This window comes from Bacillus sp. (in: firmicutes) (assembly GCF_031983925.1).
GTDB lineage: Bacteria > Bacillota > Bacilli > Bacillales > Bacillaceae_G > Bacillus_A > Bacillus_A pacificus.
The window spans coordinates 1-25,434 of sequence record NZ_DALYZR010000017.1; the positions used below are offsets into that span (position 1 = coordinate 1).

21 protein-coding genes and 1 pseudogene are annotated in these 25,434 nt (G+C 35.3%); 16 read left to right on the forward strand and 6 right to left on the reverse strand.

Translation table 11 applies throughout. The annotated features are described in order from the left end of the window. The 5 genes and pseudogenes from RTP99_RS25610 to RTP99_RS25630 all read left to right on the forward strand — a co-directional run. Positions 1 to 3,104 (forward strand): annotated as a pseudogene (locus RTP99_RS25610) (hypothetical protein); the annotation flags it as partial. A 32-nt stretch (positions 3,105 to 3,136) separates the two neighbouring features. Next, complete coding sequence (locus RTP99_RS25615) at positions 3,137 to 3,424, forward strand: hypothetical protein (protein WP_000105691.1); 288 nt, start codon at positions 3,137 to 3,139, stop codon at positions 3,422 to 3,424. Between the two features lie 293 nt (positions 3,425 to 3,717). Next, a complete protein-coding gene (locus RTP99_RS25620) occupies positions 3,718 to 5,235 on the forward strand; it encodes an Hsp70 family protein (RefSeq protein WP_000583401.1) in 1,518 nt (505 codons plus the stop codon). A 45-nt stretch (positions 5,236 to 5,280) separates the two neighbouring features. Beyond that, a complete protein-coding gene (locus RTP99_RS25625) occupies positions 5,281 to 6,447 on the forward strand; it encodes a tetratricopeptide repeat protein (protein WP_000433038.1) in 1,167 nt (388 codons plus the stop codon). 74 nt (positions 6,448 to 6,521) lie between these two features. After that, positions 6,522 to 12,314, forward strand: a complete 5,793-nt coding sequence (locus tag RTP99_RS25630; RefSeq protein ID WP_000108792.1) for an AAA family ATPase — start codon at positions 6,522 to 6,524, stop codon at positions 12,312 to 12,314. Between the two features lie 34 nt (positions 12,315 to 12,348). On the opposite strand, the gene prsA is transcribed toward RTP99_RS25630, so the two are convergent. Next, on the reverse strand, positions 12,349 to 13,212 hold the full coding sequence (gene prsA, locus RTP99_RS25635; RefSeq protein ID WP_000710073.1) for a peptidylprolyl isomerase PrsA: 864 nt from the start codon (positions 13,210 to 13,212) through the stop codon (positions 12,349 to 12,351). Between the two features lie 425 nt (positions 13,213 to 13,637). Then, positions 13,638 to 13,832 carry a hypothetical protein gene (locus RTP99_RS25640; protein ID WP_000172692.1) on the reverse strand — a complete coding sequence of 65 codons (195 nt, stop codon included), beginning with the start codon at positions 13,830 to 13,832 and terminating at the stop codon, positions 13,638 to 13,640. A gap of 118 nt (positions 13,833 to 13,950) precedes the next feature. On the opposite strand from RTP99_RS25640, the gene RTP99_RS25645 reads away from it, so the two are divergent. Further along, positions 13,951 to 14,289 carry a DUF1878 family protein gene (locus tag RTP99_RS25645; RefSeq protein ID WP_000383661.1) on the forward strand — a complete coding sequence of 113 codons (339 nt, stop codon included), beginning with the start codon at positions 13,951 to 13,953 and terminating at the stop codon, positions 14,287 to 14,289. A gap of 1 nt (position 14,290) precedes the next feature. On the opposite strand, the gene RTP99_RS25650 is transcribed toward RTP99_RS25645, so the two are convergent. From RTP99_RS25650 to RTP99_RS25660, 3 genes are all read right to left on the reverse strand, one after another. Beyond that, positions 14,291 to 14,848, reverse strand: coding sequence for an HTH-type transcriptional regulator Hpr (locus tag RTP99_RS25650; RefSeq protein ID WP_000834918.1), 558 nt, complete (start codon positions 14,846 to 14,848; stop codon positions 14,291 to 14,293). A gap of 298 nt (positions 14,849 to 15,146) precedes the next feature. Next, positions 15,147 to 15,509, reverse strand: a complete 363-nt coding sequence (locus RTP99_RS25655; protein WP_000030301.1) for a YtxH domain-containing protein — start codon at positions 15,507 to 15,509, stop codon at positions 15,147 to 15,149. A 174-nt stretch (positions 15,510 to 15,683) separates the two neighbouring features. Next, positions 15,684 to 16,118, reverse strand: coding sequence for an HIT family protein (locus RTP99_RS25660; protein WP_001016840.1), 435 nt, complete (start codon positions 16,116 to 16,118; stop codon positions 15,684 to 15,686). Between the two features lie 560 nt (positions 16,119 to 16,678). Here RTP99_RS25660 and ecsA point away from each other — a divergent pair. Genes ecsA through ecsC form a run of 3 tightly spaced genes read left to right on the forward strand, consistent with a single transcriptional unit; the run spans position 16,679 to position 19,347 of the window. Next, positions 16,679 to 17,422, forward strand: coding sequence for an ABC transporter ATP-binding protein EcsA (gene ecsA, locus RTP99_RS25665; RefSeq protein WP_001292602.1), 744 nt, complete (start codon positions 16,679 to 16,681; stop codon positions 17,420 to 17,422). Continuing rightward, positions 17,415 to 18,626: an ABC transporter permease EcsB gene (ecsB, locus tag RTP99_RS25670; protein WP_001089141.1), complete on the forward strand. Its 1,212-nt coding sequence runs from the start codon at positions 17,415 to 17,417 to the stop codon at positions 18,624 to 18,626. Before ecsA ends, ecsB begins: the two co-directional genes overlap by 8 nt. Before the next feature lie 13 nt (positions 18,627 to 18,639). Beyond that, entirely contained in the window at positions 18,640 to 19,347 is a 708-nt protein-coding gene (gene ecsC / locus RTP99_RS25675; protein WP_000634125.1) for an ecs operon protein EcsC, read from the forward strand. Positions 19,348 to 19,387: 40 nt separating this feature from the next. Here the strand turns inward: ecsC and RTP99_RS25680 are convergent, their stop codons facing one another. Beyond that, the gene (locus tag RTP99_RS25680) at positions 19,388 to 19,531 is read right to left on the reverse strand and encodes a YjcZ family sporulation protein (RefSeq protein WP_000522749.1); all 144 of its coding nucleotides are present in this window, start codon (positions 19,529 to 19,531) and stop codon (positions 19,388 to 19,390) included. A 155-nt stretch (positions 19,532 to 19,686) separates the two neighbouring features. On the opposite strand from RTP99_RS25680, the gene RTP99_RS25685 reads away from it, so the two are divergent. The 7 genes from RTP99_RS25685 to RTP99_RS25715 all read left to right on the forward strand — a co-directional run bounded on the left by RTP99_RS25685 (position 19,687) and on the right by RTP99_RS25715 (position 25,391). Beyond that, on the forward strand, positions 19,687 to 20,268 hold the full coding sequence (locus RTP99_RS25685) for a TetR/AcrR family transcriptional regulator (RefSeq protein ID WP_000164840.1): 582 nt from the start codon (positions 19,687 to 19,689) through the stop codon (positions 20,266 to 20,268). A 2-nt stretch (positions 20,269 to 20,270) separates the two neighbouring features. Beyond that, the gene (locus RTP99_RS25690) at positions 20,271 to 20,438 is read left to right on the forward strand and encodes a hypothetical protein (RefSeq protein ID WP_000783808.1); all 168 of its coding nucleotides are present in this window, start codon (positions 20,271 to 20,273) and stop codon (positions 20,436 to 20,438) included. Between the two features lie 79 nt (positions 20,439 to 20,517). After that, positions 20,518 to 20,994 (forward strand): PH domain-containing protein, encoded by a 477-nt coding sequence (locus RTP99_RS25695; protein ID WP_000433535.1) that lies wholly within the window; start codon positions 20,518 to 20,520, stop codon positions 20,992 to 20,994. Continuing rightward, positions 20,987 to 22,429: a PH domain-containing protein gene (locus RTP99_RS25700; protein ID WP_000278220.1), complete on the forward strand. Its 1,443-nt coding sequence runs from the start codon at positions 20,987 to 20,989 to the stop codon at positions 22,427 to 22,429. Before RTP99_RS25695 ends, RTP99_RS25700 begins: the two co-directional genes overlap by 8 nt. A gap of 510 nt (positions 22,430 to 22,939) precedes the next feature. Then, positions 22,940 to 23,311 carry a DUF1304 domain-containing protein gene (locus RTP99_RS25705; RefSeq protein ID WP_000402488.1) on the forward strand — a complete coding sequence of 124 codons (372 nt, stop codon included), beginning with the start codon at positions 22,940 to 22,942 and terminating at the stop codon, positions 23,309 to 23,311. 648 nt (positions 23,312 to 23,959) lie between these two features. Then, complete coding sequence (locus RTP99_RS25710; protein ID WP_001228791.1) at positions 23,960 to 24,847, forward strand: hypothetical protein; 888 nt, start codon at positions 23,960 to 23,962, stop codon at positions 24,845 to 24,847. Between the two features lie 247 nt (positions 24,848 to 25,094). Continuing rightward, a complete protein-coding gene (locus tag RTP99_RS25715; protein ID WP_000606819.1) occupies positions 25,095 to 25,391 on the forward strand; it encodes a hypothetical protein in 297 nt (98 codons plus the stop codon). Positions 25,392 to 25,434 lie beyond the last annotated feature (43 nt).

Here is a 25,434-nt window from a genome sequence, read left to right on the forward strand (position 1 = left end):
TGGGAGAAACAACTCCAGAACAAGTAGAAGAACCGCCGAAGGAAGAAGAAACAGGTGAAGGCAAGAAGCTTGATCAGTTGGGAGAAACAACAGAAGAAGATGTGGAAAAGACTCCAGAGCAAGTAGAAGAAACAGTTGAAGGTAAGAAACTAGATCAGTTGGAAGAACCAACAGAAGAAGTGGGAGAAACAACTCCAGAACAAGTAGAAGAAATGCCGAAGGAAGAAGGAACAGGTGAAGGTAAGAAACTAGATCAGTTGGAAGAACCAACAGAAGAAGCGGGAGAAAAAACTCCAGAACAAGTAGAAGAAATGCCGAAGCAAATGGAAGCAGATGGAGACAAGAAACTTGATCAGTGGGGAGAAACAACAGAAGAAGATGTGGAAAAGAACCCAGAACAAGTAGAAGAAACGCCGAAAAAAGAAGAAACAGTTGAAGGCAAGAAGCTTGATCAGTTGGGAGAAACAACAGAAGAAGCGGGAGGAAAAACTCCAGAACAAGTAGAAGAAATGCCGAAGCAAATGGAAGCAGATGGAGACAAGGCGCTTGATCAGTCAGAAGAACCATTGGAACAAGAAGTGCAGGAGGATGAGAACCCCTCTGAGACAAGAGAGAATATAGAAGGAACCGATTCGTCGGAAGGTTCAAGAGAAGAAACTGTTAAAAAAGAGTTTGAGCCGAGAAGTGAGACCGAAGAAGAATCGGGATTCGACCTAGATAAATTGTTTGATCAGAAAAAGAAAGAGATAGATCAACGAACGATTGGACAAATTTTAAAAGAAAGAAAAGATGCTTGGAGAGAAGCTGGCTATGGTGATAGTTTTAAAGAAATTTGGAAGAATGCCATACAAGCACAAGTGGATGCAGCGAAAGAAGGTAGATTGTGGGAATATAACAAAGAAGAGTTTCGGAAAGAGATAAAGCATGTGTATGAAGATGGAATGAAGTTAGCGAATAAGGTAATTGAAAATAATAAAATACTAGGTCCTATAAAAGAAGTACTGGAAGAGCGGAATAAAAAATGGAATGAAGCCGGCGAAGGAAAATACACATTAAAAAGTAGTATTGAGGCGCAAATAGAAGCCGCAAAACAAGGGCCAAAAGCATGGTGGGAGTACAATAAGAAAGAGTTTAGTAAAGAGATAAAAACTGCGTATGAAGATTGTGCAAAAATGGCGGATAAAATTACCGACAATTATCAAACGTTAAAAAATATAAAAGTGTCACTGGAAGAGCGACATCAAAAACGGATAGAAGATGGTGAAGGCGCAACGCTATTAGAAATGTGTAAAAATAGCGTGAGGGCACAAATAGATGCGGCAAAAGAAGGTAGATTGTGGGAATATAACAAAGAAGAGTTTCGTAAAGAAATAAAAAATGTGTATGAAGACGGCGTGAAAATAGCGGATAAAATTACTGATACTTATAAGGTAATAGCAAATGCAAAAGTATCATTGAGAGAGAGACATGAAAAGCGAATAGAAGATGGCGAGGGCGCAACGCTATTGGAAATGTGTAAAAATAGTGTAAGAGCACAAATAGATGCAGCAAAAGAAGGTAGATTGTGGGAATATAACAAAGAAGAGTTTCGTAAAGAAATAAAAAATGTGTATGAAGATAGTATGAAAGTAGCAAATAAAATGATAGAAGGTAATAAAATACTATTTTCTATAAAAGAAGTTGCCATAGAACGCGAGAAAATATGGAGCGAGTCTGGAGACGAAAAGTACACATTGAAAGGTAGTATGAAAGCACAAATAGAAGCGATAAAGCAAGGGCCGGCAGAATGGTTTAAATATAATAAAGAAGAGTTTAGTAGAGAAATAAAAACAGTTTATGAAGATAGCATGAAAGTAGCGAATAAAATCATTGATAAGTATAAGCCATTAGCTGATGCAAGAGATATTTTGGAAGCACGTGATAAAAAATGGAGAGAAGCTGGTGAAGCAAATACGATAATAAGCAGTTTTAAGGCGCAGCTAGAGATAGCTAAGAAGAGTCCAAGAGCATGGTGGGATTATAATATAAAAAGTATTCAGAGAGAAACGAGACATCTGTTTGAAGATGGAAGAATGTATCTTATTAAATATATGGACACACCAGGGTTATTTGATGAAGTTGATGATAAGGCTTCTGAGAAAAAAGATGATAAAAAAAAGGTTAGAGAAATAGAAAGGGAGGGGGTAGAGGATCAACTAGAGGGAGATGATTCATTTAAGTATGAAGAGCAGCTTCCACCATCTTTCTTCGACCAAATGATGGCTGAAATTGAAAGTGTTGAGGAGACTGATTATAAAAAATTGGTAGCAGAACTACGTGAAGAAATTAGTTTGGAGACGGCTAGAAGAAAAGAAGAAGAAGATTTAAAGAAGGACAGTAAACAAGAAATTAGGGATACATTTATTGATTCGGCAGCGGAAGCTTATGTGAAAGAAGATATTGTAGAAGAAGTGTTACAAGTGGAGACAGATACAACACTTGGAGAAACATTTATTGATAATCTTGGAGAGAAAATATCTAGTAAATTATACTTAGATGGCTGGGAAGATATTGAAAAACAATTTACAGAGGCGACGCCAGGGGTACTGTCAACGGAGACAGAGGATACGATAAATGAGTTTGCTGAAGAAATACAAGAAGTAAAAGTTGATGTAGACGTAAGTGACCTTATGGAATCGTTGCAAGGAAATAATAGTATACTCGCAGAGTCGGTAGACAATTATGTGAAAGAGAAACTCGGTGTAGATGAAATTCCCGAAGAAATAAGTGAAACATTACAAGAGGGAATGGAAGAAATTATGGATGAACTTGCAAGTGAAATAACGGAATGCATATTAGGAGAAGTTGTTCCGTTTCTTCGTCACATTCGTACACGTGTTGAGGAAGGGAAAGAAAATGGTGAAGGTGATACATTTGTAGAACAATGGAAAAATGCCATTGCGCATTATAAAGAATTATTAGAAAGAAAAGAATTCACGAGGGAATTTGTGAAAGGATTGGGAGAAGAAGCTCAAAATTTAGGACGTCACGTTACGTATGCTACGATTGCTATCCCTCGCCTGACTATTAAATTAGGAAAACTGTTGTATAAGCGAAAAAGATAGTAGTTTAATAAAATATTTATGAGGTGGATAAAATGTCAACATTAAAAACAATAAAAGAGAATTTAATACAATCTGTAATTGCATCGGTATTAGCGGTGATTTCGGAAAAAGGATTAAAGCCAGTAGAAGAGTTGAAGATAGATGGGTCACCTGTTGCATACACTGGGGATGTAGGGATGTTCATTTCGGCTCTTATTGAATTACATGATATTTTCGAGTTGAACTTTGAAATGGACTTGAACGAAGTTGGGACTAAGTTTCCAACAATTGAATCGCTTGTTGAGTACTTTATGATTCGCATTGTAGATGAAAAAATTTAATATATTTGTAGTTAAGGTGGCTTGTAGCGTACTTGCTAAAGCCGCCATATTTTTATATCAGAAAATATTTTATGATTTTTCTGAAAAAACACAACAAAAATGGTTGTAGAAGGTATAAAATATACATAAAATGATGTAGTTAAATTACGGGAAATTTTCATTGACGGAACTTTTTTAACTATTTATTATAATTAATGAGTCGTGCTTATGGTAAATTTGTGAAAAAAATGTTAGATTTATCTTATTTGTTATAACAATATGTAGTGAAAAAAGGATATTGAGGAGCTGATTAGGTGATTATTGGTATCGATTTAGGAACAACCAACTCGGCGGTGGCATACATAGATGATAGTGGAAACCCAACAATTTTGCCAAACCGTGAGGGAGAAAGAGTTACTCCATCAGTTATATTTTTTGAAGATGGATCACCTGTTATAGGTTCAACTGCAAAAAGTATTTCTGTATCAGACCCAACAAATACTGTTCAATTTGTGAAGAGACAGATGGGAAATGCAAGTTATAAATTCCCGATAGGTGGAGAGGTATTTACACCTGAGGATCTTTCGGCTCTTATTTTGAAACGTTTAAAAGAAGATGCAGAAGAAGCAATAGGCGCTAAAGTGACGAAAGCTGTTATTACAGTACCAGCTTATTTTGATGATGCGCAAAGAAAAGCAACGCAAGATGCGGGCAGAATTGCTGGTTTACATGTACTTAAGGTAATTAACGAACCAACAGCTGCTGCATTAGCATATGGTTTAGCGAATCGTGAGCAAAAGCAGAATGTAATGGTGTACGATTTAGGCGGAGGTACATTTGACGTGACGCTGATACAACTAAATCAAGATGAAGTAGTTGTTAAGGCTACTGGGGGAGATCGTAACTTAGGCGGTTTCGATTTTGATAACAAAATCTTTGAATTAGTAGAACAGAAATTTGAAGAAGAGCATGGATTAGATTTATATGATGATTTAAATGCAGTACAAGATTTACGTGAGAAAGCGGAAGCTTGTAAAAAAATGCTATCATCTCGTAAAAAATCGGTTATTACACTTTCATCTCAAGGGCGTACAGTAAAAGTTGAAGTGACGAAAGAAAAATTTGATGAACTTCTGTCACCTCTTTTAAGTCGTACGGCTTTAATTATGAAAAATGTTTTGATGGATGCTGAATTATCTTGGGGAGATATTGATAAGATTGTACTTGTTGGTGGATCGACAAGAGTTCCAGCTGTATCAGATTTAATTGAACGTACAACAGGAATTAAGCCTTCAAAAGATGTTAACCCTGATGAAGTAGTTGCATTAGGAGCTGCTATTCAAGGAAGTTTATTACAAGTAGATAATGAAGCGTCTAACAATGCAGAAGAGTTTAAACCAAAAACGAGAGTAGTAGATGTAAACTCACATAGTTTAGGGATTTTAATTCATGATAATAACACTGGTGGATTCATTAACCAAAAAATGATTGTTCGAAATACACCAATTCCAGCTAGTGAAGAAGCTGTCTTTTATACAGTTAATGATGGGCAAACATCTCTTCACGTTCAAGTAACAGAAGGAGAAGACAGTGACCCTGACTTTGTAAAAGTTATCGGTGAATCGAATCTAGATTTAAGAGGATCAAAACCACAAGGATACCCAGTTCGCTTTATTTTTACATATGACGAAAATGGCGTTGTACACGTTTATGGAAAAGATGAAAATACTGGTCAACATTTAGGTGAAATGCAAATTGAAAGAAAATCAAATTTAACAGAAGCAGCAATTGAGAAAAAAGCTGAAAAGTTAGCAGGAATTTCAGTGGAATAACGATTTTTTTTTGATGTATTTTATACGGATAGGGGTGTTTAACCTTTGGAGAATTATTATGAATTGCTGCAGGTCGATCCAAATATTGGAGCAAGCGAGCTGAAAGAGAAGTTAATTGAGGCGCAGCGAAAATGGTTAGGGAGAACGAATGCACCTGATTTAAAGCGTAGACAGGAAGCAGAACGAAAAGTTGAGATTCTTGCTGAGGCTGAGGTAATCCTTTTGGATGAAGCGAAGAGAAGCGAGTATAATCGTATGTTAGAAGGTTCTAAATCCGAAGTGAATACGAATCAACAAGAACAGTTTGATAATCCAACAGAAACTACTGCACAAGAATTAATAGATCTTGCATGGAGTCTATTAGAAGAAGGAAGAGTTGCAGATGCGATTGTTGTAGGGAAAAAAGTCACTGAAGATTATGGAGCTAACGCACACGGATGGGCGATATTAGCGAGAGCACATTATATGTGGAATGAGTTTGATGATGCGATTTATGAGTATAGAAAAGCGATGGATATCGAAACGAATAACGATGTATTCTATTATGATTTATCTGATGTTTATTTGGATCATCCGAAATTAAGCTTCGAAGAGCGATTAGATCACGCTGAAAGATTAACTCAACAAGCATTAAGTATTAACCCGAATGAGCGAGCATATCGTTTCAGAATGGCAGTTATCGCAAGACATAGAGATAATTATGATCAAGCGATTGACATTTTACATCAACTAATTGAAACATATGGGAAAGACCCAAGTCTAGGCAATGAATTAGCTTATAATTACTACTATAAGTGTTTATCAATGCTATACCCTCAAGAGAGTAATGGTGAGACTTATTATAGCTATATTTCTCAAGAGAGCGCTGAACAAGGACTAATCTTATTAAGAGAAGCTAAGATTTATGCGACAGATAGAGAGTTACTTGGATACATTCAAACATTTATTGATTTAGGTGAAAAAGCATTACAAACAAAGTTCCTTGTAGGACGTTTTGTTGGTTTAGGATTCATTCCAGCAATATGGTTCTTAAATGCACTATTTTCTTTCTCATTTATTAGTTTATTAATTAGTGGAGCTTTGCTTTATTTTGTTTGGAAAATTAGTAGAATTCCAGTTTGGCTTGATAATAAAGAAGTTCATACAGGTCAAAGAGAGAAGCGAAATCGAAGTATTTTAACCGCCATAGCGGTTGTATTTGGTAGAAGATGATGAACACTTTGAAAACTCCTATATAGGAGTTTTCTTTATTCATAAATCTTTAATTGCTTTATAGGAGGGATACAATGTCAACGGTAAATTTGTATAACAAAGAAGAGTTTTTGGCCTTTAAATCATTATTTGAAGCAAATGTCCATTCAGGAGAGTTGTCAAAAGCATTGACTCAAATTGAAGGATTACTTACTCAATATTCTGATCATCCGGGGTTATTTTATTTAGCTGGGTTGTTATTTTTACATAATCAAAATTACGATAAGGCAAAAATGTATTTTGAGCAAGCGCTATCATTAGATGAGAGTAATAGCGAATATATGGTGTATTTAGGGATAACATATGTAGAACTAAATCAGCTTAATCAAGCAGAGACATTGCTTCTAAGTGCATATAATTTAGGTGAATCAGATATTACTACGTTAATGGGGTTAGGGAAATTATATTTAAAACAAGAAAATTATGAGAAAGCTAGATTTTATTTCAATAAAGTTTTAAGCCAAGATTCATTGCACCATGAAGCGAATGTTAGAATGGGACAAGCCTATCTGTTTGAAAAAAAACATGTGCAACAAGCGATTACATATTTTGAACAAGCGTTGAAAAACGGAAAGAGTGACGAATTAGAGTATTACTATGCGAAAGCTCTTTTACAATCAGAAATGGAAGCGCAATGCATAAAGTGTTGTAAGAAGTTTTTAATGAGAAATCCGAATTCCTCGTGGGCTGATCGATTCCGTGAGTTAATGTTAAATGCTCAAAGAGTAAATGTGAAGCAACCCCCTAAAGAAGAATATAAGCAACAAAGAAGAAGAGACCCAAATTACGATTCAAATACGGGGGAGCAAAATCGTAACAACGAAATCGATAAGTATAAAAGGGTATTTGAAGATGGGAAAAAACGTTTAAATAGCTATATACTCGGTCAGGAAGAGTTTATCGATCAGTTATGTATGGGCTATATGAGAAGCTTTATTTACGAACGTCCAGATGCGAACTTAAAAAATGTTATTTTTGTCTCTGGTCGAAAAGGTACAGGTATATATAAATCCGTAAAATATTTAACGGCGATTATGAATGAGTATGATTTATATGAAAAACCAGATGTACACTATATCGATATTAGCAGTTCGCTTGGAGCATCAGATATTGAAAGTACTTTTTTATCAGATGTGTATAGAGGAATCAAGTCTGAATCAGATGTACTGTACTTTGATAATGTCGATAAATGTCCACCTGATTTAATTTCTAAGTTATCAGAATTAATTATGGATGGGAAAATTAAGTTGAAGGATCGCTATGTTTATAATGCGAATTGGCAATCGCTCGAAAAAACATATAGCAGTTTAGCTGAGAAAAGCATTGATTCGATTCAAATAGAAAATAAGTTAATTATTTTATCTACCGAAAAAGATTTGAAAGATATTCGTACAATGTTTCCAGCCACAGTATTAGAGAAAATAATAGATTATCCACAAACGTCTGTATTACCGCCCCGTACTTTAACAAAAATATCAGATCGCTATTTGAAAAAATATCAAAAACGTATTCATACGAAATTACAAGTAAATATGAACTACACACATGGTGTATCTGACTTTATTGTTGAGAAAGCTAATTTAACGATGGGGGTACATGGGATTAAGAGTTATATAGAAGACGATATTTATCAATCCATTACAAATTTACGCATATCAGGAAAAATAGAGCCTGGCATCATTTATCAGCTTACAGCATCAGATGAATTATATTTAGATGATGGTGTGGAGAAAATACAAGTTACTCGTAAAAAAGCAGGGGCAGAGAATTTAGAAAATATTAAAAAAGAATTTGAAAAAGTCATTGGTTTAAATGCAGTGAAAGAAAGAGTTTTTCAGCTGGAAGAGTTCTTGGCACTACAAAAGATTAGACAATCTCGCGGGGCGAAACAAACACGTTTAACGATGAATTTTATCTTTACAGGAAACCCAGGTACCGGTAAGACTACTATCGCAAGGTTAGTAGCGAAATACTTAAAGGCATTAGGTTATTTATCAAGTGGTCATTTAGTGGAAGTGGACCGAGCACGTTTAGTTGCACAATATGTAGGGCAGACAGGGCCAAAAACACAAGCTGTGATTGATTCTGCAAAAGGCGGGGTTTTATTTATCGATGAAGCATACTCCTTAGCTAGAGGTGGAGAAAATGATTTTGGAAAAGAAGCCATTGATACTTTAGTTAAAGGAATGGAAGACCTTAGAGAAGATTTAGTTGTCATTCTTGCTGGATATAAGGATGAAATGGACGATTTTTTAAAGACAAATCCAGGCCTGCAATCTAGATTTAATAATCATATAGATTTTCCAGATTATACATCTGAAGAACTCTTCATGATTTCTGAAAAAATTGTAGAAAGTGAAGGGTTTACGATTGCAGATGATTTAAAAGATGATTTGATTGAAGAATTTACGAGAAAACAAATACCAGGAAAAAATGATTCTGGAAATGGACGATTGGCAAGAAATATTGTTGAGAAAGCTATAGCAGAGCAATCAGGTCGACTCAAAAATTCTGGTGAATCTTTAAAATTTTTAAGTGATGAAGAATTAAATATGTTAACGAAAGAAGATTTTGGATTAGGTGGCGAAAATACATTTGACTTAAATGCTGAATTAGATAAAATCATCGGCCTCGATCAAGTGAAAGAGTTTATGAGGGAGATGGAACTTCAGCTTGTAGCGCAAAAGAAAAGGAAGACTGCTGGATTACACTCTACGATGAATCAAAGCTTGAATATGATCTTTACTGGTAACCCTGGAACTGGTAAAACAACTGTCGCTAGATTATTAGGGACAATGATGAAAGAGATGGGAATTTTAAAATCAGGACATTTTGTTGAAGTAGATCGAGGTGGACTTGTTGGAAGGTATGTAGGAGAAACAGCACCGAAAACAACTGACAAATTTATGTCAGCTTTAGGCGGGATATTATTTATAGATGAAGCGTATGCGTTAGCTACGGATAGTTTTGGGAAAGAAGCGATCGATACGATTGTAAAACTGATGGAAGATCATCGAGAGAATATAATCGTTATACTAGCTGGGTATGAGAAGGAAATGAAAGAATTCCTAAAAACAAATGCAGGTCTGAAATCTCGATTCCCTTTAAATGTTGACTTCAAAGATTACTCTCTACAGGAGCTTGTTGCGATTGGAGAAAGCATGATTAAAGGAAGAGAATTCATTTTAACAGAAGAGGCAAGAGAGGCTTTAGTGGAAAGAGTAGAATCTGAAATGCAGCTATCTTCCGCAGAATCAGGAAACGGAAGAATGATTAGAAATATTGTGGAAGAAGGGATCCGTAGACAGTCAGCACGAATTAGTAAAAGTGAATACGAATATGCAGATTCAACAGAACTTATTACTTTTAAAGCATCAGATTTTCTCGTAGATACAAGAGATAAAGATTTTGATTTAGAAAAAGAACTAGAAACAATTGTTGGATTGACAGACATAAAAGATTTCGTCCGTTCATTAGAAAAACAACTAAGTGCTGAGCAGCTTCGCCAAAGTGCAGGTATTAAAAACAGAGTGTCTCAAAATTTAAATATGATTTTCACGGGTAATCCAGGGACAGGGAAAACGACGGTAGCTCGTGTAGTTGGTGATTTACTAAAGAGAATGGGAATTTTAAAATCAGGACACTTTGTTGAAGTAGATCGAGGTGGACTTGTTGGGAGATATGTAGGAGAAACAGCACCGAAAACAACTGACAAATTTATGTCAGCTTTAGGTGGGATTTTATTTATAGATGAAGCGTATGCGTTAGCTACGGATAGTTTTGGGAAAGAAGCGATCGATACGATTGTAAAACTGATGGAAGATCATCAAGGGAATATTATCGTCATACTAGCTGGATACGAGAAAGAAATGGAAGAATTCCTAAAAACAAATGCAGGCCTAAAATCTCGATTCCCTTTAAATGTTGACTTCAAAGATTACTCATTACATGAGCTTGTCGCAATTGGAGAAAGCATGATTAAAGGTAGAGGATTCCATTTATCAGAAGAGGCAAGAGAAGCTTTAGTGGAAAGAGTAGAATCTGAAATGCAGCTATCTTCTGCAGAATCAGGAAACGGAAGAATGATTAGAAATATTGTGGAAGAAGGGGAGCGTAGACAGTCGGCACGAATTAGTGAAGATGGATACGAATACACGGATTCAACAGAACTTATTACTTTTAAAGCATCAGATTTTCTCGTAGATACAAGAGATAAAGATTTTGATTTAGAAAAAGAACTAGAAACAATTGTTGGATTGACAGACATAAAAGATTTCGTCCGTTCATTAGAAAAACAACTAATTGCCCAGCAACTTCGCCAAAGCGTTGGGATTAGGCAGAAGTCTTCTCAAAATTTAAATATGATTTTCACTGGGAATCCAGGGACAGGAAAAACGACGGTAGCTCGTGTAGTTGGTGATTTATTAAAGAGAATGGGGGTTTTAAAAAGCGGTAAATTGGTTGAGGTGGATAAGAGTAATCTTATTTCTCCTTACGCTGGTCAAACGCCTGAGAAGGTAAGAGAAGTATTTATGTCTGCACTTGGTGGAGTACTGTTTATAGATGAAGCATATGCGTTGAGTACTGATAATGTTGGTAGAGAAGCGATTGATACGTTAGTGAAACTAGTGGAAGATCATCGAGATAGCGTTATCGTTATACTAGCTGGATACGAGAAAGAAATGAGGGACTTTTTACAAGCTAACTCAGGTTTGAAATCTCGATTCCCGAATGATGTATATTTCCCGGACTATTCGGTTGCTGAATTAGTAGAGATTGCAAAGGTAGCGACAGAAAAAGCAGGACTTGTATTAGCAGAGGAGTCAATTGCACCGTTGTCGAAAGTGCTTGCGAGAGAGGTTAAACGCTTGAAAGCCGATGCAGGAAATGGAAGGCTAGTACGAAATGTGATTGAGAAAGCTAAGAGAGAGTTAGATAATCGGATTGTAAATGAAGGAATTCTAGATGGAAATGAAATGGTTACCTTGCTTCCTGAAGATTTTGAGAAGGAACAAAATAATGCAACTGCAGAATTCCAATTAGAAGAACATTTACAGAAAATTATTGGATTGAATGAAGTGAAAGACTTTATGAGAAGTTTACAAGATCAAATTCGAATTACACAAACAAGGAAAAACTTAGGTTTGCCAGTAGATGAAGGATCCGCATTACACATGATCTTCACTGGTAATCCAGGAACAGGAAAAACGACTGTAGCAAGAGTTGTGGCAGAGTTACTTTATCAGTTAGGAATTCTCTCTTCTAATAAGGTAATTGAAGTAGATCGTTCTGGCCTTGTTGCTGGATATGTAGGTCAAACGGCTATAAAAACAAAAGAAGTGATTCAATCGGCTCTTGGTGGAGTGCTATTTATTGATGAAGCTTACGCCCTAGCTAAAGATGTAAATACTAGCCATGGTTTTGGGAAGGAAGCGATTGATACGTTATTAAAAGCGATGGAAGACTATCGTGAAGATTTAATTGTAATTCTTGCTGGTTATACGGATGAAATGGAAGGATTTTTAAATACAAATCCAGGACTGCGATCACGTATTCCAAATAAAATTGAATTTAAAGATTATAGTGTTGATGAGCTACTGCAAATGGGAGAGAAAATGTTTAAAGAGAACGGATATGAGCTAACAGAGGCTGCTTATGAGAAACTTCGAGAGAAAACCGAAATAGCTCGAACAGCAGAACAGTTTGGTAACGGAAGGTACGTACGTAATGTATATGAGGAAACAAAACGAAATCAAGCAGTACGTTTACGAGGTGTAAATTTAACTCTTGATAATTTAATGAAAATCGAAGAAACTGATATTAAGTAAAAAGCTCGGGCCTAAGCCCGAGCTTTTTATTTCATTATTTCTTTTCGTCTTTCTTAGCGTCAGCTTTCTTCTCTTCGAAAAGATCTTTTAAATCTTTATCGTCAACTTTTACGTCAGCTTTTTTGATTTCTTTTGTCATAAGATCGTTCATAAATTGTGTATCTTGTTTTTTCTTCGCAACTAATTCTTTTTTGATGTCAGCTTTAGATTGCTCGAATGATTTTTCTGGCTCTTTAATGTCTGTTACTTTAATGATGTGGTAACCGAATTGTGATTTCACAGGTTCGCTTACTTCATCTTTTTTCAGTTTATAAGCAGCATCTTCGAATTCTTTAACCATTTTGCCAGGTCCGAAGAATCCTAAGTCGCCACCTTTTTCTTTTGAACCAGTATCTTCAGAGTATTGTTTTGCTAACTCTTCGAAAGATTTACCTTGTCCAAGTTCTTCTTTCACCTTTTTCGCAGTCGCTTCATCTTTTACAAGAATGTGGCTTGCTTTAATTTCAGGTTTGTAGTTTTCTTTTAGTTCTTTATCAGTGATTGTTTTTTCAATAGCTTTGTCTTGAGCTAATTCAGCACGAACACCATTTTTTAACGTTTCTTCTTTAAGGCCTTGTTGTTTTAATAGTGTATCGAATTGATCACCGACTTGTTTTTTCATTTCATCGTACTTTTTGTCTACTTCTTTCTCATCAACTTTGTAGTTTTTAATAAGTACTTTTTCCATAACCATGCTTTGTAAGACTTGGCTACCACCTTTTTGCTTCATTTCGTTGTAGAACTCTTCTTTTGTAATGTCACCAGCTTTAGATGTAACGATTTTGTCTGATGATGATGTTCCACATGCTGATAATGCAATTACACTTGTTGCGGCTAAGGCAAGCATCGCTTTCTTCATTCGATAAACACTCCTACTATTATGTATTTTTAATTTATCCTATACCAATGAATTTTAGTTCATCAGAGCCCGATTAAGTCTCACTGATACTTTTGCTTTTTATATTGGTAAAGCGCGCTTAACAGGGCTTACCGAGGCTTTAGGATAAAGTTAAGATGCGTGTCATTTATTTCATAGTATAAGCAATATGTACAAAATTTAATATATCATATTTCGACGTGTTTTCATATTGATAAAGAAAAATTAACCAGTACGTGTCAGATTTTGAAGGTGTTCCATATTGGGCGTATGCCGCATATACAGAAAAGAGGAGGGGATAGGGATGAATTCTCAACTTATTTTATTACTTGTACTGTTTATTTTATTGGTTATAGTAGGTATAATTTGCTTATAGAGGAAAAAAGTGAGGAAGGGGCTTTCCTTCCTCACTTTCCATGAAATATAATTTCTATATAACTAGAAATTAATAAAATTGTTATACATACATTAATAACCCGAAAGACACCGGGTTGGCGGCTCGCAGATATTTGTTTTCGTTCACACAGTGTATGTGTCATGAAATTCGTGTAAAATATAACAAGAAGTGCGAATGCGACAAAAACAACTGTTATAAGTGTCATGAGGCGAGACCTCCTTTTGGCTAAAATACATATACTTTATATATTGTATCATACGATATTTTGTTCGTGTTATAAAATTCAGAAATAGAAGACTTTGTGTTAGAAAGTGAGGGAGAAAATGGACGTTGTTAGAAGATTAGAACAAGCTGAATACTACGTAGACCTACTATTTAAAATGATTGATGAAGAAAAGTGTCCATTTTATTCTTTGATCATAAAGAAAAAAGCTCGTAAAAAAGATGTTGAACGTATACTACATCTTTGTGAAAAGCTGAACGAACAATATGTAGCGGAGAAAGCAGAAGGACTTCTTTTGTTCGATGCGCTATTAGATCAATTTGAAAAAGCGCTTCCACATCAGCTCGAAGTACACGAAACTGCGGAAGCGCTAGCAAAACAAGGTTTATTCAAACCGCTTATGAATGAATTCTTAAGCATGATTGCGAAAAATAAATAGATTACTTCTTAACTAACTTTTGATCGGATTCTGTAAAGTTCTCTTCAATATCTTCTAATGATTTCTCAAAAATATCGATGAAGTCTTGTCCGTAAATGTTACGCAAGATAGCAATCAGTTCGATATTTTCTGGGAACTTCCCATAAAAATTACGAAGTGCAAGAGCCCCATTAAACACTGAATTATTTTCAGGGTCATACTCCTCCATTAAGCGAAGTAGTAATTCTTCCCCTTTGTCTGTAATTTCGATGTACGTATTTCGTTTATCATCTTCTTTTTTCGAGAATACAAGATAGCCGCGTTCTTCCAACTTTTTCGAGAAGTTAAACGCCGTTGATACGTGCATAACTCCAAACTTAGCAATCTCAGAAATAGAAGCCCCTTTTAAATGATAAGCGATTGTTAAAATATGATGCTCATTAATGTTTAAATCATAAGGTTTAATCCACATTTGCCAATCTTTCTCTACACATTTCCATAACGCTTTCGATAATTGAGCAATGCGTTGGCTGAAAATCATTGCTTCTTTCACCGAGTAATCTTTTTCTCCACTTTTCATATACTCACCCACTTTAACATTCTTTTTCATTACTATCTATTATGCCAGTAAAATAAAAATTAATAAAGTCTTTTTGTGAGAATTGTGAAAATTTTTTAAAAAAATGACATTCTATACAAATCATGCATAACTATGGAAGCGGTTTATAAGTCATGAATACATGTGTTGTCCATACATGTTAAGTGATAACATATATTGTAAATGCATAAAAACACGGCATATCTATGTGATATGCCGTGTTAAGGTCAATTTATATAAAAAATATTTGTTATATGCAAAAAACTAAGCAGGAATTTGTTTACGCTTTTTCCGGAACAGCTTCTTGTAGTTTCTCAATTGATTTTTGAATGTCCAAAATCTCTTGCTCAATATGTCGTTTGTTTTGAGAAATATCTTGCTTCCAGTTAGAAAGTGTATCGTGCATGTCGTCTTTTAATTCTTGGAACACTTCTTTACCTTCTGAAGCAGTTTCAACGATTTGACGTTTTAATAATTTTGTATCAGCTGTAATATCAGCTAAAGTCTTTTTAATATCATTTCCTTTTTCTTTTAACTTACCGCGCATGTCTTTGCCAGAAGAAGGAGTTGAGAAAAGAACAGCTAGTCCAGCAACTGCTCCGCCGCAAATGACACCTGTAATAAAGGATTTAGCTTTTGACATAAAAGGAGACCTCCTTATTTTTTGTTCGTATTCATGATGTGAAAAAATATGCATATCTTTAAGACAAGGGAAAAGTGTATAGTCCCTGGCATCTTGAGTGAAGAAACAAGCCGTGCCATATTTAATCACTTTAGGAAAGTGGCTTGTTATGTATGACTACTTATTATAGTGTCACTATTTCACGCTATTTGCAATTGTACTTGCGATGTTTTGTAAATTTTCCATAGTGTATTCATTCTGATGTGATTTCCAAACAGCACCGAAACCATCGTTTTCACCGTAGCGTGGAATTAAATGAAGGTGGAAGTGGAACACAGTTTGTCCAGCTTTTTCACCGTTGTTGTTAAGTAGGTTAAAGCCAACTGGATTAAACTCTGCTTTAATCGCATTTGCGATTTTCGGAACGACAGAAAAAATGTGTGATGCGATTTCTGGCGTTAACGCAAAAATGTCTTGTTTGTGAACTTTTGGAATAACAAGAGTATGTCCTTTTGTTACTTGACTAATATCTAAAAATGCAAGCACATGTTCATCTTCGTATACTTTTGAGCAAGGGATTTGCCCGTCAATAATTTTACAAAAAATACAATTGTCCGCTGTATGATTCATTGATCTCATCCTTTCAAATATCCTTAGCCGTATTTTACCATAATTACATAAGAGAACAAACACGAAAAACAGGAAGCTGAATCAGCTTCCTGTTTTCTGAAGAGGGATTGAAAAAGCATTATCGTAATTTACGTTTCGCAGACACCTCATTTATTTAAGAAATGCACGGTAAATCGGCTAAAGTTTCTGCCGTAGACACCCCATTTTCAAGTGAAATGAATTGCAATCTTTTATAAAATGAAATTGTTTATTTTTTAAAACAGTATATGCTCTTTCAGAGACACCCCGTTTCGAAAATGAAACAAATGATCTGGTTATGTGTAAATTTCTTTGTCCAACATGGACACCCCATTTCATGATGACTTCACTATGTTGTTGTACTCATCAATAGGTGGTCGCTTTTTCAATGTGTTCCTTCTTCAATAATTATGATGTCCGCTTTCGTAATAATATATGCGAACAAATTTAAATTTTTTTTGAACGCATCGATACTATGTAGTACAGCGTAATTTTTGGTAAGATAAATATAGAACGAATATAAATGAAGAAAGTGGTGTCGTATGAGCGAGTTATTGCGTGTAGAAAATGTTACAGGAGGATATACGAAACGACCTGTATTAAAAGATGTTTCGTTCTCTGTGAATAAAGGCGAACTTGTCGGCTTAATCGGTTTAAATGGAGCGGGTAAAAGTACGACGATTAAACATATTATCGGTTTAATGGAACCGAAAAAAGGAACTGTCACAATTAATGGGAAAACAATTCGTGATGATATGACAGCGTACCGTTCTAGTTTTTCGTTCATCCCAGAAACACCAGTATTATATGATGAGCTAACGCTAGAAGAACATTTGAAGTTAACAGCGATGGCGTACGGTGTAGATGAAAAACAATATGAAGAACGTGTAGGACAATTATTACAAGAATTTCGTATGAAAAATCGTTTGAAATGGTTTCCGTCTCATTTCTCAAAAGGGATGAAACAAAAAGTAATGATTATGAGTGCATTTTTAGTGGAGCCATCTCTTTATATTGTGGACGAACCGTTCGTTGGGCTTGATCCGTTAGCGATTCAATCACTCCTTCAAATGATGGATCAAATGAAAAAGAGCGGTGCGGGTATTTTAATGAGTACACATATTTTAGCGACAGCAGAGCGTTATTGTGATTCGTTCATAATTTTGCATCAAGGCGAAGTAAGAGCGAAGGGAACGTTATCTGAGCTGCAATCACAGTTTCATATGCCAGGTGCAACGTTAGATGATATTTATATTGCATTAACGAAGGAAGAAGATTATGAATAGCACAGCGTTATGGAAAGAACGATTTCGTCACTTTCTACAAGAAGTTCGTACATATAGTAAATACGTATTTAATGATCATTTAAAATTTATTTTCGTATTCATCATCGGCGCAGGAGCGTATTATTACCAGCAATGGTTACAAACGTTAACACCTTCGTTTCCGACTGCGCTCGTTATGGCAGTGTTACTTGGATTCGTATTAACGGCCGGATCTATTCAAACGTTATTAAAAGAAGCGGATCTCGTTTACTTACTGCCAGTTGAACAAAAATTAAAACCATATTTTACAAAGGCGTTTCTTTTTACGTTTATGATTCAGTTGTACATAATCGCAATTGTAGCGGCAGCGCTTGCTCCGTTATACTTCCAGCAAATGAAGCAAACAGGAGCGACTTACATATGGATTGTAATCGCGTTTGTCATTGTAAAAGCGTGGAATTTATTTGTAGCGTGGGAAAAGTCATTTTTAACAGATCAAAATATACAAAGAGCCGATTGGTTCATTCGATTTATTTTAAACGCCTTATTTGTGTATTTCCTTGTAGAACGTACTTCCGTTATCTTTATTGCTGGAATCGTCCTTCTCATGGTGTTATACCTTGCGATTATGTATCAAATGGTGAAGGGAAAGCCGTTAAACTGGGAATATTTAATTTCTGAAGAAGGTAAGAAGATGATGCTGTTGTACCGCATCGCGAATATGTTCGTTGATGTACCAGCATTAAAAGAGAGAGTAGCACGTAGAAAATGGCTTGATTTTATTCTTTCAATGATCGGCGAAAAGCGTACATATTTATACTTATATACGAGAACTTTCTTAAGATCTGGTAACTATTTCGGCTTATATGTACGCCTGCTCGTTCTTGGCGGAGTTATTCTTTACTTCATTCCGTTTTTATATGGACGATTTATCGTAAGCCTTATCTTCCTATACTTAATCGGTTATCAGCTATTAACTTTATGGAAACATCACCGCATGAAAATTTGGCTTGATTTGTACCCAGTAGGCGGAGAAGAGAAGAAGAAAGATTTCCTTACTTTATTAAATGCGATCCTTATTACAGGTAGTATTATCTTTACAATCATATTTCTACTAGCGACGAAAGATTTCATGATGACGGGAATTTTATTAGTCGTAAGCATAGTATTTAGTATCGGCTTCGTTTATCAATACGGGGCAAAACGTATTGAGCGTTTAAATTGAAGGGAATGAACCCATGATTACATATGAAGAAAAGGTTATAAAAGAACTGGAGCAGTGGAAAGCTACATTCATGAAAGATTCTTCTATGATGACACGGTTCTCAAAGAAAGTGCAGACGAAAGTACAACAGCTTATTCCGGCGAAAGTACAAAAAGTATTAACAGAAACGATTCGGATGATGGTGCAAACAATTAGCGCCGGATCAAACTTTATAAAGCCGAAATTAAAAGAGACGAACTGGTCATTGCAAAGACGAGACGATGAAGTACGTAAAAAAATGGATGAGTACAAAAAAATAGCAGCGGCAGAAGGAGCAGGGACGGGAGCAGGCGGTATTCTCCTTGGCCTTGCTGACTTTCCGCTTCTACTCGGTATTAAAATTAAATTTTTATTCGATGCAGCAACATTGTACGGATTTGATACGAGCGACAAAGAAGAGCGCCTTTTTATCCTTCACGTTTTCCAGCTTGCCTTTTCAAGTGACGACCACCGAAAAGAAATATGGAAAGCAATCGAAACGTGGGATACAGAAGAAGAAAATCATATGGACTGGGAAAAGTTCCAAACAGAGTACCGAGACTATATCGATTTAGCCAAAATGCTTCAGCTCGTACCAATAATCGGTGCCCCGGTCGGCGCATATGCGAACTATCAATTATTGCAAAGACTTGGAGAAGTAACGATGAATTGTTATCGTATGCGATTATTGAATAAGGATTAAAAGGAAGGCGTCCTACATGTGTAATGTAGGGCGCCTTTTCTTAGAAGCCAAGTCCGATATAGCTAACTCCAACTATAATCAATACGATAAAAAGTACAATGATGAATGAAAATCCGTTCTTACCAGCTTGTCCAGCTTCACCGCCGCCAGTGCCACCACTACCGCCTTTACCACCAAGTCCCATATGATATCCTCCTTATTGTTATATGTTGCGTTTACTTTATAAATTTCTGTATTTTCCAATAAATACCTTCTGAAGCGCTAACTAACTTGAAAATCATTTTGTTTCATTTTATAATTTACTTACCGACCGGTAAGTAAAAACAAGTGAGGTACAGTATGACAAAGAATTTACAAACATCGCAAAACATTGTAGAGGCGTCATTTAAACTTATGGCAGAGCACGGCATTGAGAAGATGAGCCTTTCCATGATTGCGAAAGAGGTAGGTATTTCAAAACCGGCTATTTATTATCATTTTTCTTCTAAAGAAGCGTTAGTGGACTTTTTATTTGAAGAAATTTTTTCTGGGTATCATTTCATGAGTTATTTTGATAAAGAGCAATATACGAGAGAAAATTTTGCAGAAAAGTTAATCGCAGATGGTTTACATATGCTCTCTGAGTATGAAGGACAAGAAGGAATACTACGTGTCATAAATGAATTTATCGTAACTGCGGCGCGAAATGAAAAGTATCAGAAACGCTTATTTGAAATACAAGAAGAGTTTTTAAATGGTTTCCACGACTTATTGAAGAAAGGTGTGGAACTTGACGTTGTGTCACAACAGGCAACGGAAGAAAATGCTCATACGTTGGCGCTTGTGATCGATAATATGAGCAACTACATGCTCATGGGATTTCAGCTAAAGTATAAAGAAATTTGGATTCGAAATGTGAAAAACGTCATGAAGGAGGGATAAAGATGAAAATGCAAAAAAACTGGTGGCTCGGTTTTCTTGGATTTATTGGGATTTATAAAATACCAGGTATGATTGAAGCTTTTCAAGCGGATGGAAGTTGGATGAAGTTAATCGGTTTCATTTGGCTACTTTGGTTCGGATATTTTATTCCTGAGAAGAAAGAAGATTAAATTTCAATTTTCTGTAAGGTTACGTAAAATATAGATTGAGACTATTTATATATTAGATTACTAGATTTGGAGTGGTTACATGGAGCCATTGAAAAATGAAATTCACCCTGACATGGTCAAGGTGTGGAAAGTTCGGGCTGTAATAGAAGAAGGGATCGGTATTCTTGTCATTTTAGCTTACCTTTTCCTCATGATAAAGTTTGATTGGTGGGCGTGGATTTTGTACGTGTTAATCGGGTTAACAGTTGCGTTAGCACCATTGGAGTACTTCGTATTCCCAAAACTACGTCAGCGTTATTACAGCTACCAACTAAATGAAGAAGAACTTGAAATTCAGTACGGCCTTTTCGTCGTAAAGCGCGTATTAGTACCGATGATTCGTGTGCAGCACGTTACGATTGAACAAGGGCCGATTATGAGAAAATATGGCTTAGCAGAATTACACATTTCAACAGCAGCAACTTCTCACAGCATCCCAGGCTTAACGATGTATGAAGCAGAAATGTTGAAAATGAAAATTGCAGAATTAGCGAAAGTGAGTGATGAGGATGTATAAGAGGCAGCATCCAATCACGATGTTATTAGAATTAAAAATAACAGACTTTATCCCACTCATTATTTTCATGTTTAGTTTAAACGGAAAATTTCCGTTTTGGTATTTAATTCCCGCTGCATTCGGTTTACTCACCGTTTTTTCAGCGTTTGAAAAATGGTATTACACAACGTATTGGGTTGAAAATAACGTATTACATGTGAAACAAGGTCTCTTTGTGAAGAAGGAGAGCTACTTAAATAAAGAACGTGTGCAAACGATTAATACAAGTTCTAACGTGCTATATCAAATGCTTGGCTTAAAGAAAATTCAAATCGAAACAGCTGGCGGAGGCGATGATGCAGAAGTAAGCTTAGCTGGAATTAAGGAAGATGAGGCGAAGGAGCTTATTTCCTTACTCAATGAGCCAACTCCAGAAGTGAAAGCAGAAGAAACGGTAGACGAAGCAATAGAAAATACAGTAGAAAAAGAAATCATTACAGAAGAAAAACAAACGACAGAATATAAATTGACTTGGAAGGAAATTTTATTAGCCTCTGTTACATCGGGTCAGTTTGGGCTATTATTCTCGTTAATCTTTTTCGTGTATCACCAAGTAGATGAGTATATTCCGAAATGGATAGAGAATAGCGTAAAGTCGTATGTAATGAAACATGATATATATGGCTGGATTTTCATGGTAGCTATTTTGCTTGCCCTTTCGTGGATTATATCTACAATCGGGTATGCGCTAAAACATGGAGATTTCACAGTAAATCGAAAAAATGACGAAGTCCGCATTTCACAAGGATTACTTGAGAAAAAAGAACTCGTCCTAAAGTTACATCGTATTCAAGGGATTACGATAAAAGAAGGCATTTTCCGTCAAATGTTCGGCTATTGTGCTGTGCAAGTAGAAGTTATTCAAAGTGAGGGGAAAGAGGAGAAAGTTACACTCCATCCAATCATTCGAAAAGACCGAGTACAACAGTTACTCGTGCATTTACAACTACCATACGAACTGAATACAAATATTATTTCATTACCAAAAGCAGCATTACGCCGCTATCTCATTGATAGCTTCATCTTCTTCGCAATGTTAGCTATTCCGCTTATTGGAATAAGTATATACTTTGAAAAGCACTTCATTATGTGGGCACTCATTCCGCTCGCGATCCTCATCTTTACACTTGGATACGCAACATTTAAAACAAATGGTTACAGTGTAAATGGAGAGCAAATTACGCTTGTATATCGCAGCGTCGGAAAATATACCGGACTTGTCAGAAGAAGACACGTCCAATCAATGGAGAAGACGCAATCCTATTTCCAGCGCCGCGCGGATTTATGTACGTATAAGTTTTCCAGTGCATCATCAAGTTATAAATTAGAGCATACGAGAGTAGAAGATGCGGAGAGAATGCAGGATTGGTATAAGAAGAGAATAAGTGAAAATTAAATGGAATAGCTCGTCTTTTGCGGAAGGCGGGCTGTTTTTTATGTGAAAATAATGAATAATGTATTTTGACGATATAGCTGATTCCTTTTATGGAGTTATTAAAAAACAGTATAGTTTCTAGGGAGCTAACATAGGATTTGAATTGATTTAAAGATGGTGGAACAAAATAAAGTGAAACTTTAATCAGTTTGGGTTTTCTTCATCCCCACTGATTATTAGTTGAACTAATCGGACTTTAATGGGCAGTTGATCCCCACTTAAATTCTTTGCTCTCGTTGAATTTTGAGATGGTGGTCTTACTGCCCATTAAAGTGGGATAAAACGAATTGAGCAAAAAAACTTGCAAAACTAAAAGGGGAGTTGTATATTAATTGACATATCAAATATTGATATGTCAATTAATGTTTTAATAAGTAAGAAGGAGGAATTTTTGAAAACGTGTTATTCAGACGATGTCGGATTTTTATATAAGCTATAAGATTAAAGCGAAGATAGAGGGGGCACAATACTGTGGAAATAATCGCAGCTATTTTAGTCGGGATCGTAGCATTAGAACATTTATTTATCATGATCCTCGAAATGTTTTTTATGAATTCAAAAGTGGCAAAACGTGCTTTTAAATTACCTGAGCATTTAGAAGGAGATCGAAACGTAGCCATTATGTTTGCAAACCAAGGTTTATATAATGGATTTTTAGCTGTTGGTCTCATTTGGGGGCTTATACTTGGTTTCAATTCAATTGGTTATATGGTTCAATTATTTTTTGTAATGTGTGTGGTAGTAGCAGCTCTGTTCGGCGGTTTCACATCTAATAAATCAATCATTGTGAAACAAGGGCTTCCAGCTATATTAGCGTTGATTGCCCTTTTAATTGTGATATAGAACTAAAGCGTTTGTATAAAAGAACTCATTTTTGAAAAATACGTTATTCTTTCTTCCTATAGGCTCATAGGAAAGAATAGCGTATTTTTTCTTTTTAAGGGGGTATATCCTTCAATTTAATCAAAAATGTAAATTCTTTTTTTAGCGTGATTGTTATGAAAATACGTATTACATTAAGGCTTGGAACCTGATTAACGCTTTAAAATATAGAAAGTGGGGGAAAATAATGTAAAAAACTATTGTATGTTTAAAAACACTGTGTTACATTTGTGTTACAAGTCGATTACAAACTGTAACATATATTGCATTTTGTTTTCTTTTGTTTTTCATTGCGTTACAAAACGGAGTGCGTATCGAATCACCAGAAGATATATAAAGTTTAAAAAATAAAAAAATTTTTTCTATGTGTATAAGAGCGTGTGTAGTAAAGAACCTGATGAGAGCTTTACGCACATTATTAAAATTCCTTTCTGTCTTAAAAGAAGAAAACCAACTACCAACTATTTAGGAGTTTTAACTAATGATAGTAAATGAAATGTACTTCCTTTCCCACACACAATGTAGTACATATTTACTTTCAGTCTAATTACTACGCAGGCTTTTATACATATGACGTTATTGTTTTAGGAATACATAGGGGGAGAAACAATGAGGAAGTTATTAACGGTAATTGGAATTACATGTTTAATGTTAGCAGGATGCAGTAATGGAGATTTTGAAAAAGAAATGGATGCAGGGAAGACTGCGTTAACGAATAAAGAATATAAAAATGCCTTATCATCATTTGAACGAGCGCTGGATGAGAAAAAAGACGATTCAGATGCAATAGTGCTTGTAGAACAAACGAAAATCATGATAGAAGCGGTGAAATTAAAAGAAGAGACAAAGATAGAAGAATCCATTCAATTATTTGAAAAAGTAGAGAACACGAAGAATGGAAATAATGCGCTTATAAAGCAGGCAAAGGAAGAACGAACAGCATTACTAGCCATTTTAGAACAAAAAAAGAAGTATAGCGAGCAACTGGTGAAAAGCGAAGAGTTAATAAATAAGAAAAATTACGCAGAAGCGAAAGATATATTAAATAAGCTAGTTTCAGAAACAAAAGATAACAAAAATCTTGAAGAATATAATAAAAAAGCTTCAGGATTAATTACTAAAATTGGTGAAGCAGAAAAGAATGCAACGGTAGCGAAGGCAGAAAAAACGAATGTAGCAACGAATCAAAAGGTAACAACAGAGAAGCCTCAAAAAGTAGAGACAGAAAAGAACCAGGAGGTAACGACAGAGAAGAACCAAAAGGTAGAGACAGGAAAGACTCAAGATGCATTTACTTTTGAGAAAGCGAAAGAATATATTAAAAATGAATATAAAGAAGACTATGATTATACGCTAGAAAATACGCAAGTAGAGAATGGAAAGAAATATTATCAAATTAGAGTGCGTACGACATATAAAATAGAAGGCGCAGCTGGATCAGGATTTACTGGAGTATTTAAAGTATTTGAAGATGGTACAATTGTTGAAGTGCACTAAATTAATGGAAAGGTATCCTCAAAGTGTTTGAGGATACCTTTTTAGCATAAAAAAAGGCATCTAGCAAAAGTACTAGATGCAAATAAAAACACAAGGGAAGACAAAATTCTTCCCTTTTCCCGTAAGTAATTATATCAAAAAATTTATAAAAAACTAGCTTTATTTTTAATATAATTGATGTGTGAAGCTATGAAAGTATAAGATTACACTATTTTTATAGTGTTTTGTTGGAAAAGGAGCCACGTATATGATTAATTTTAAACCAGAAAATTTGAACCAACTATTAAAAGTGATGCTCATTAGTGCGAATAAGTCTTATGATGCGATTCAAGATTATGAATTTACAGGGGAAGAGGTAGTATTCCGTGTAGATTTCGACCATATTGATGTTTCTCTAATGATTGTAGATATGTTAGGAAGATCAGCTTCTAAATTTAACATTTTGCCATTTGCTAAACTAGATACGAATGAGATAGATTACATTCAGTTTCAAGTGTATTCCATTAATGAAGGGAATTTTAAAGAAATAATTGATACGATGTAAAAACTATAATTTTACAAATATGTATATACCAACTAATATATAA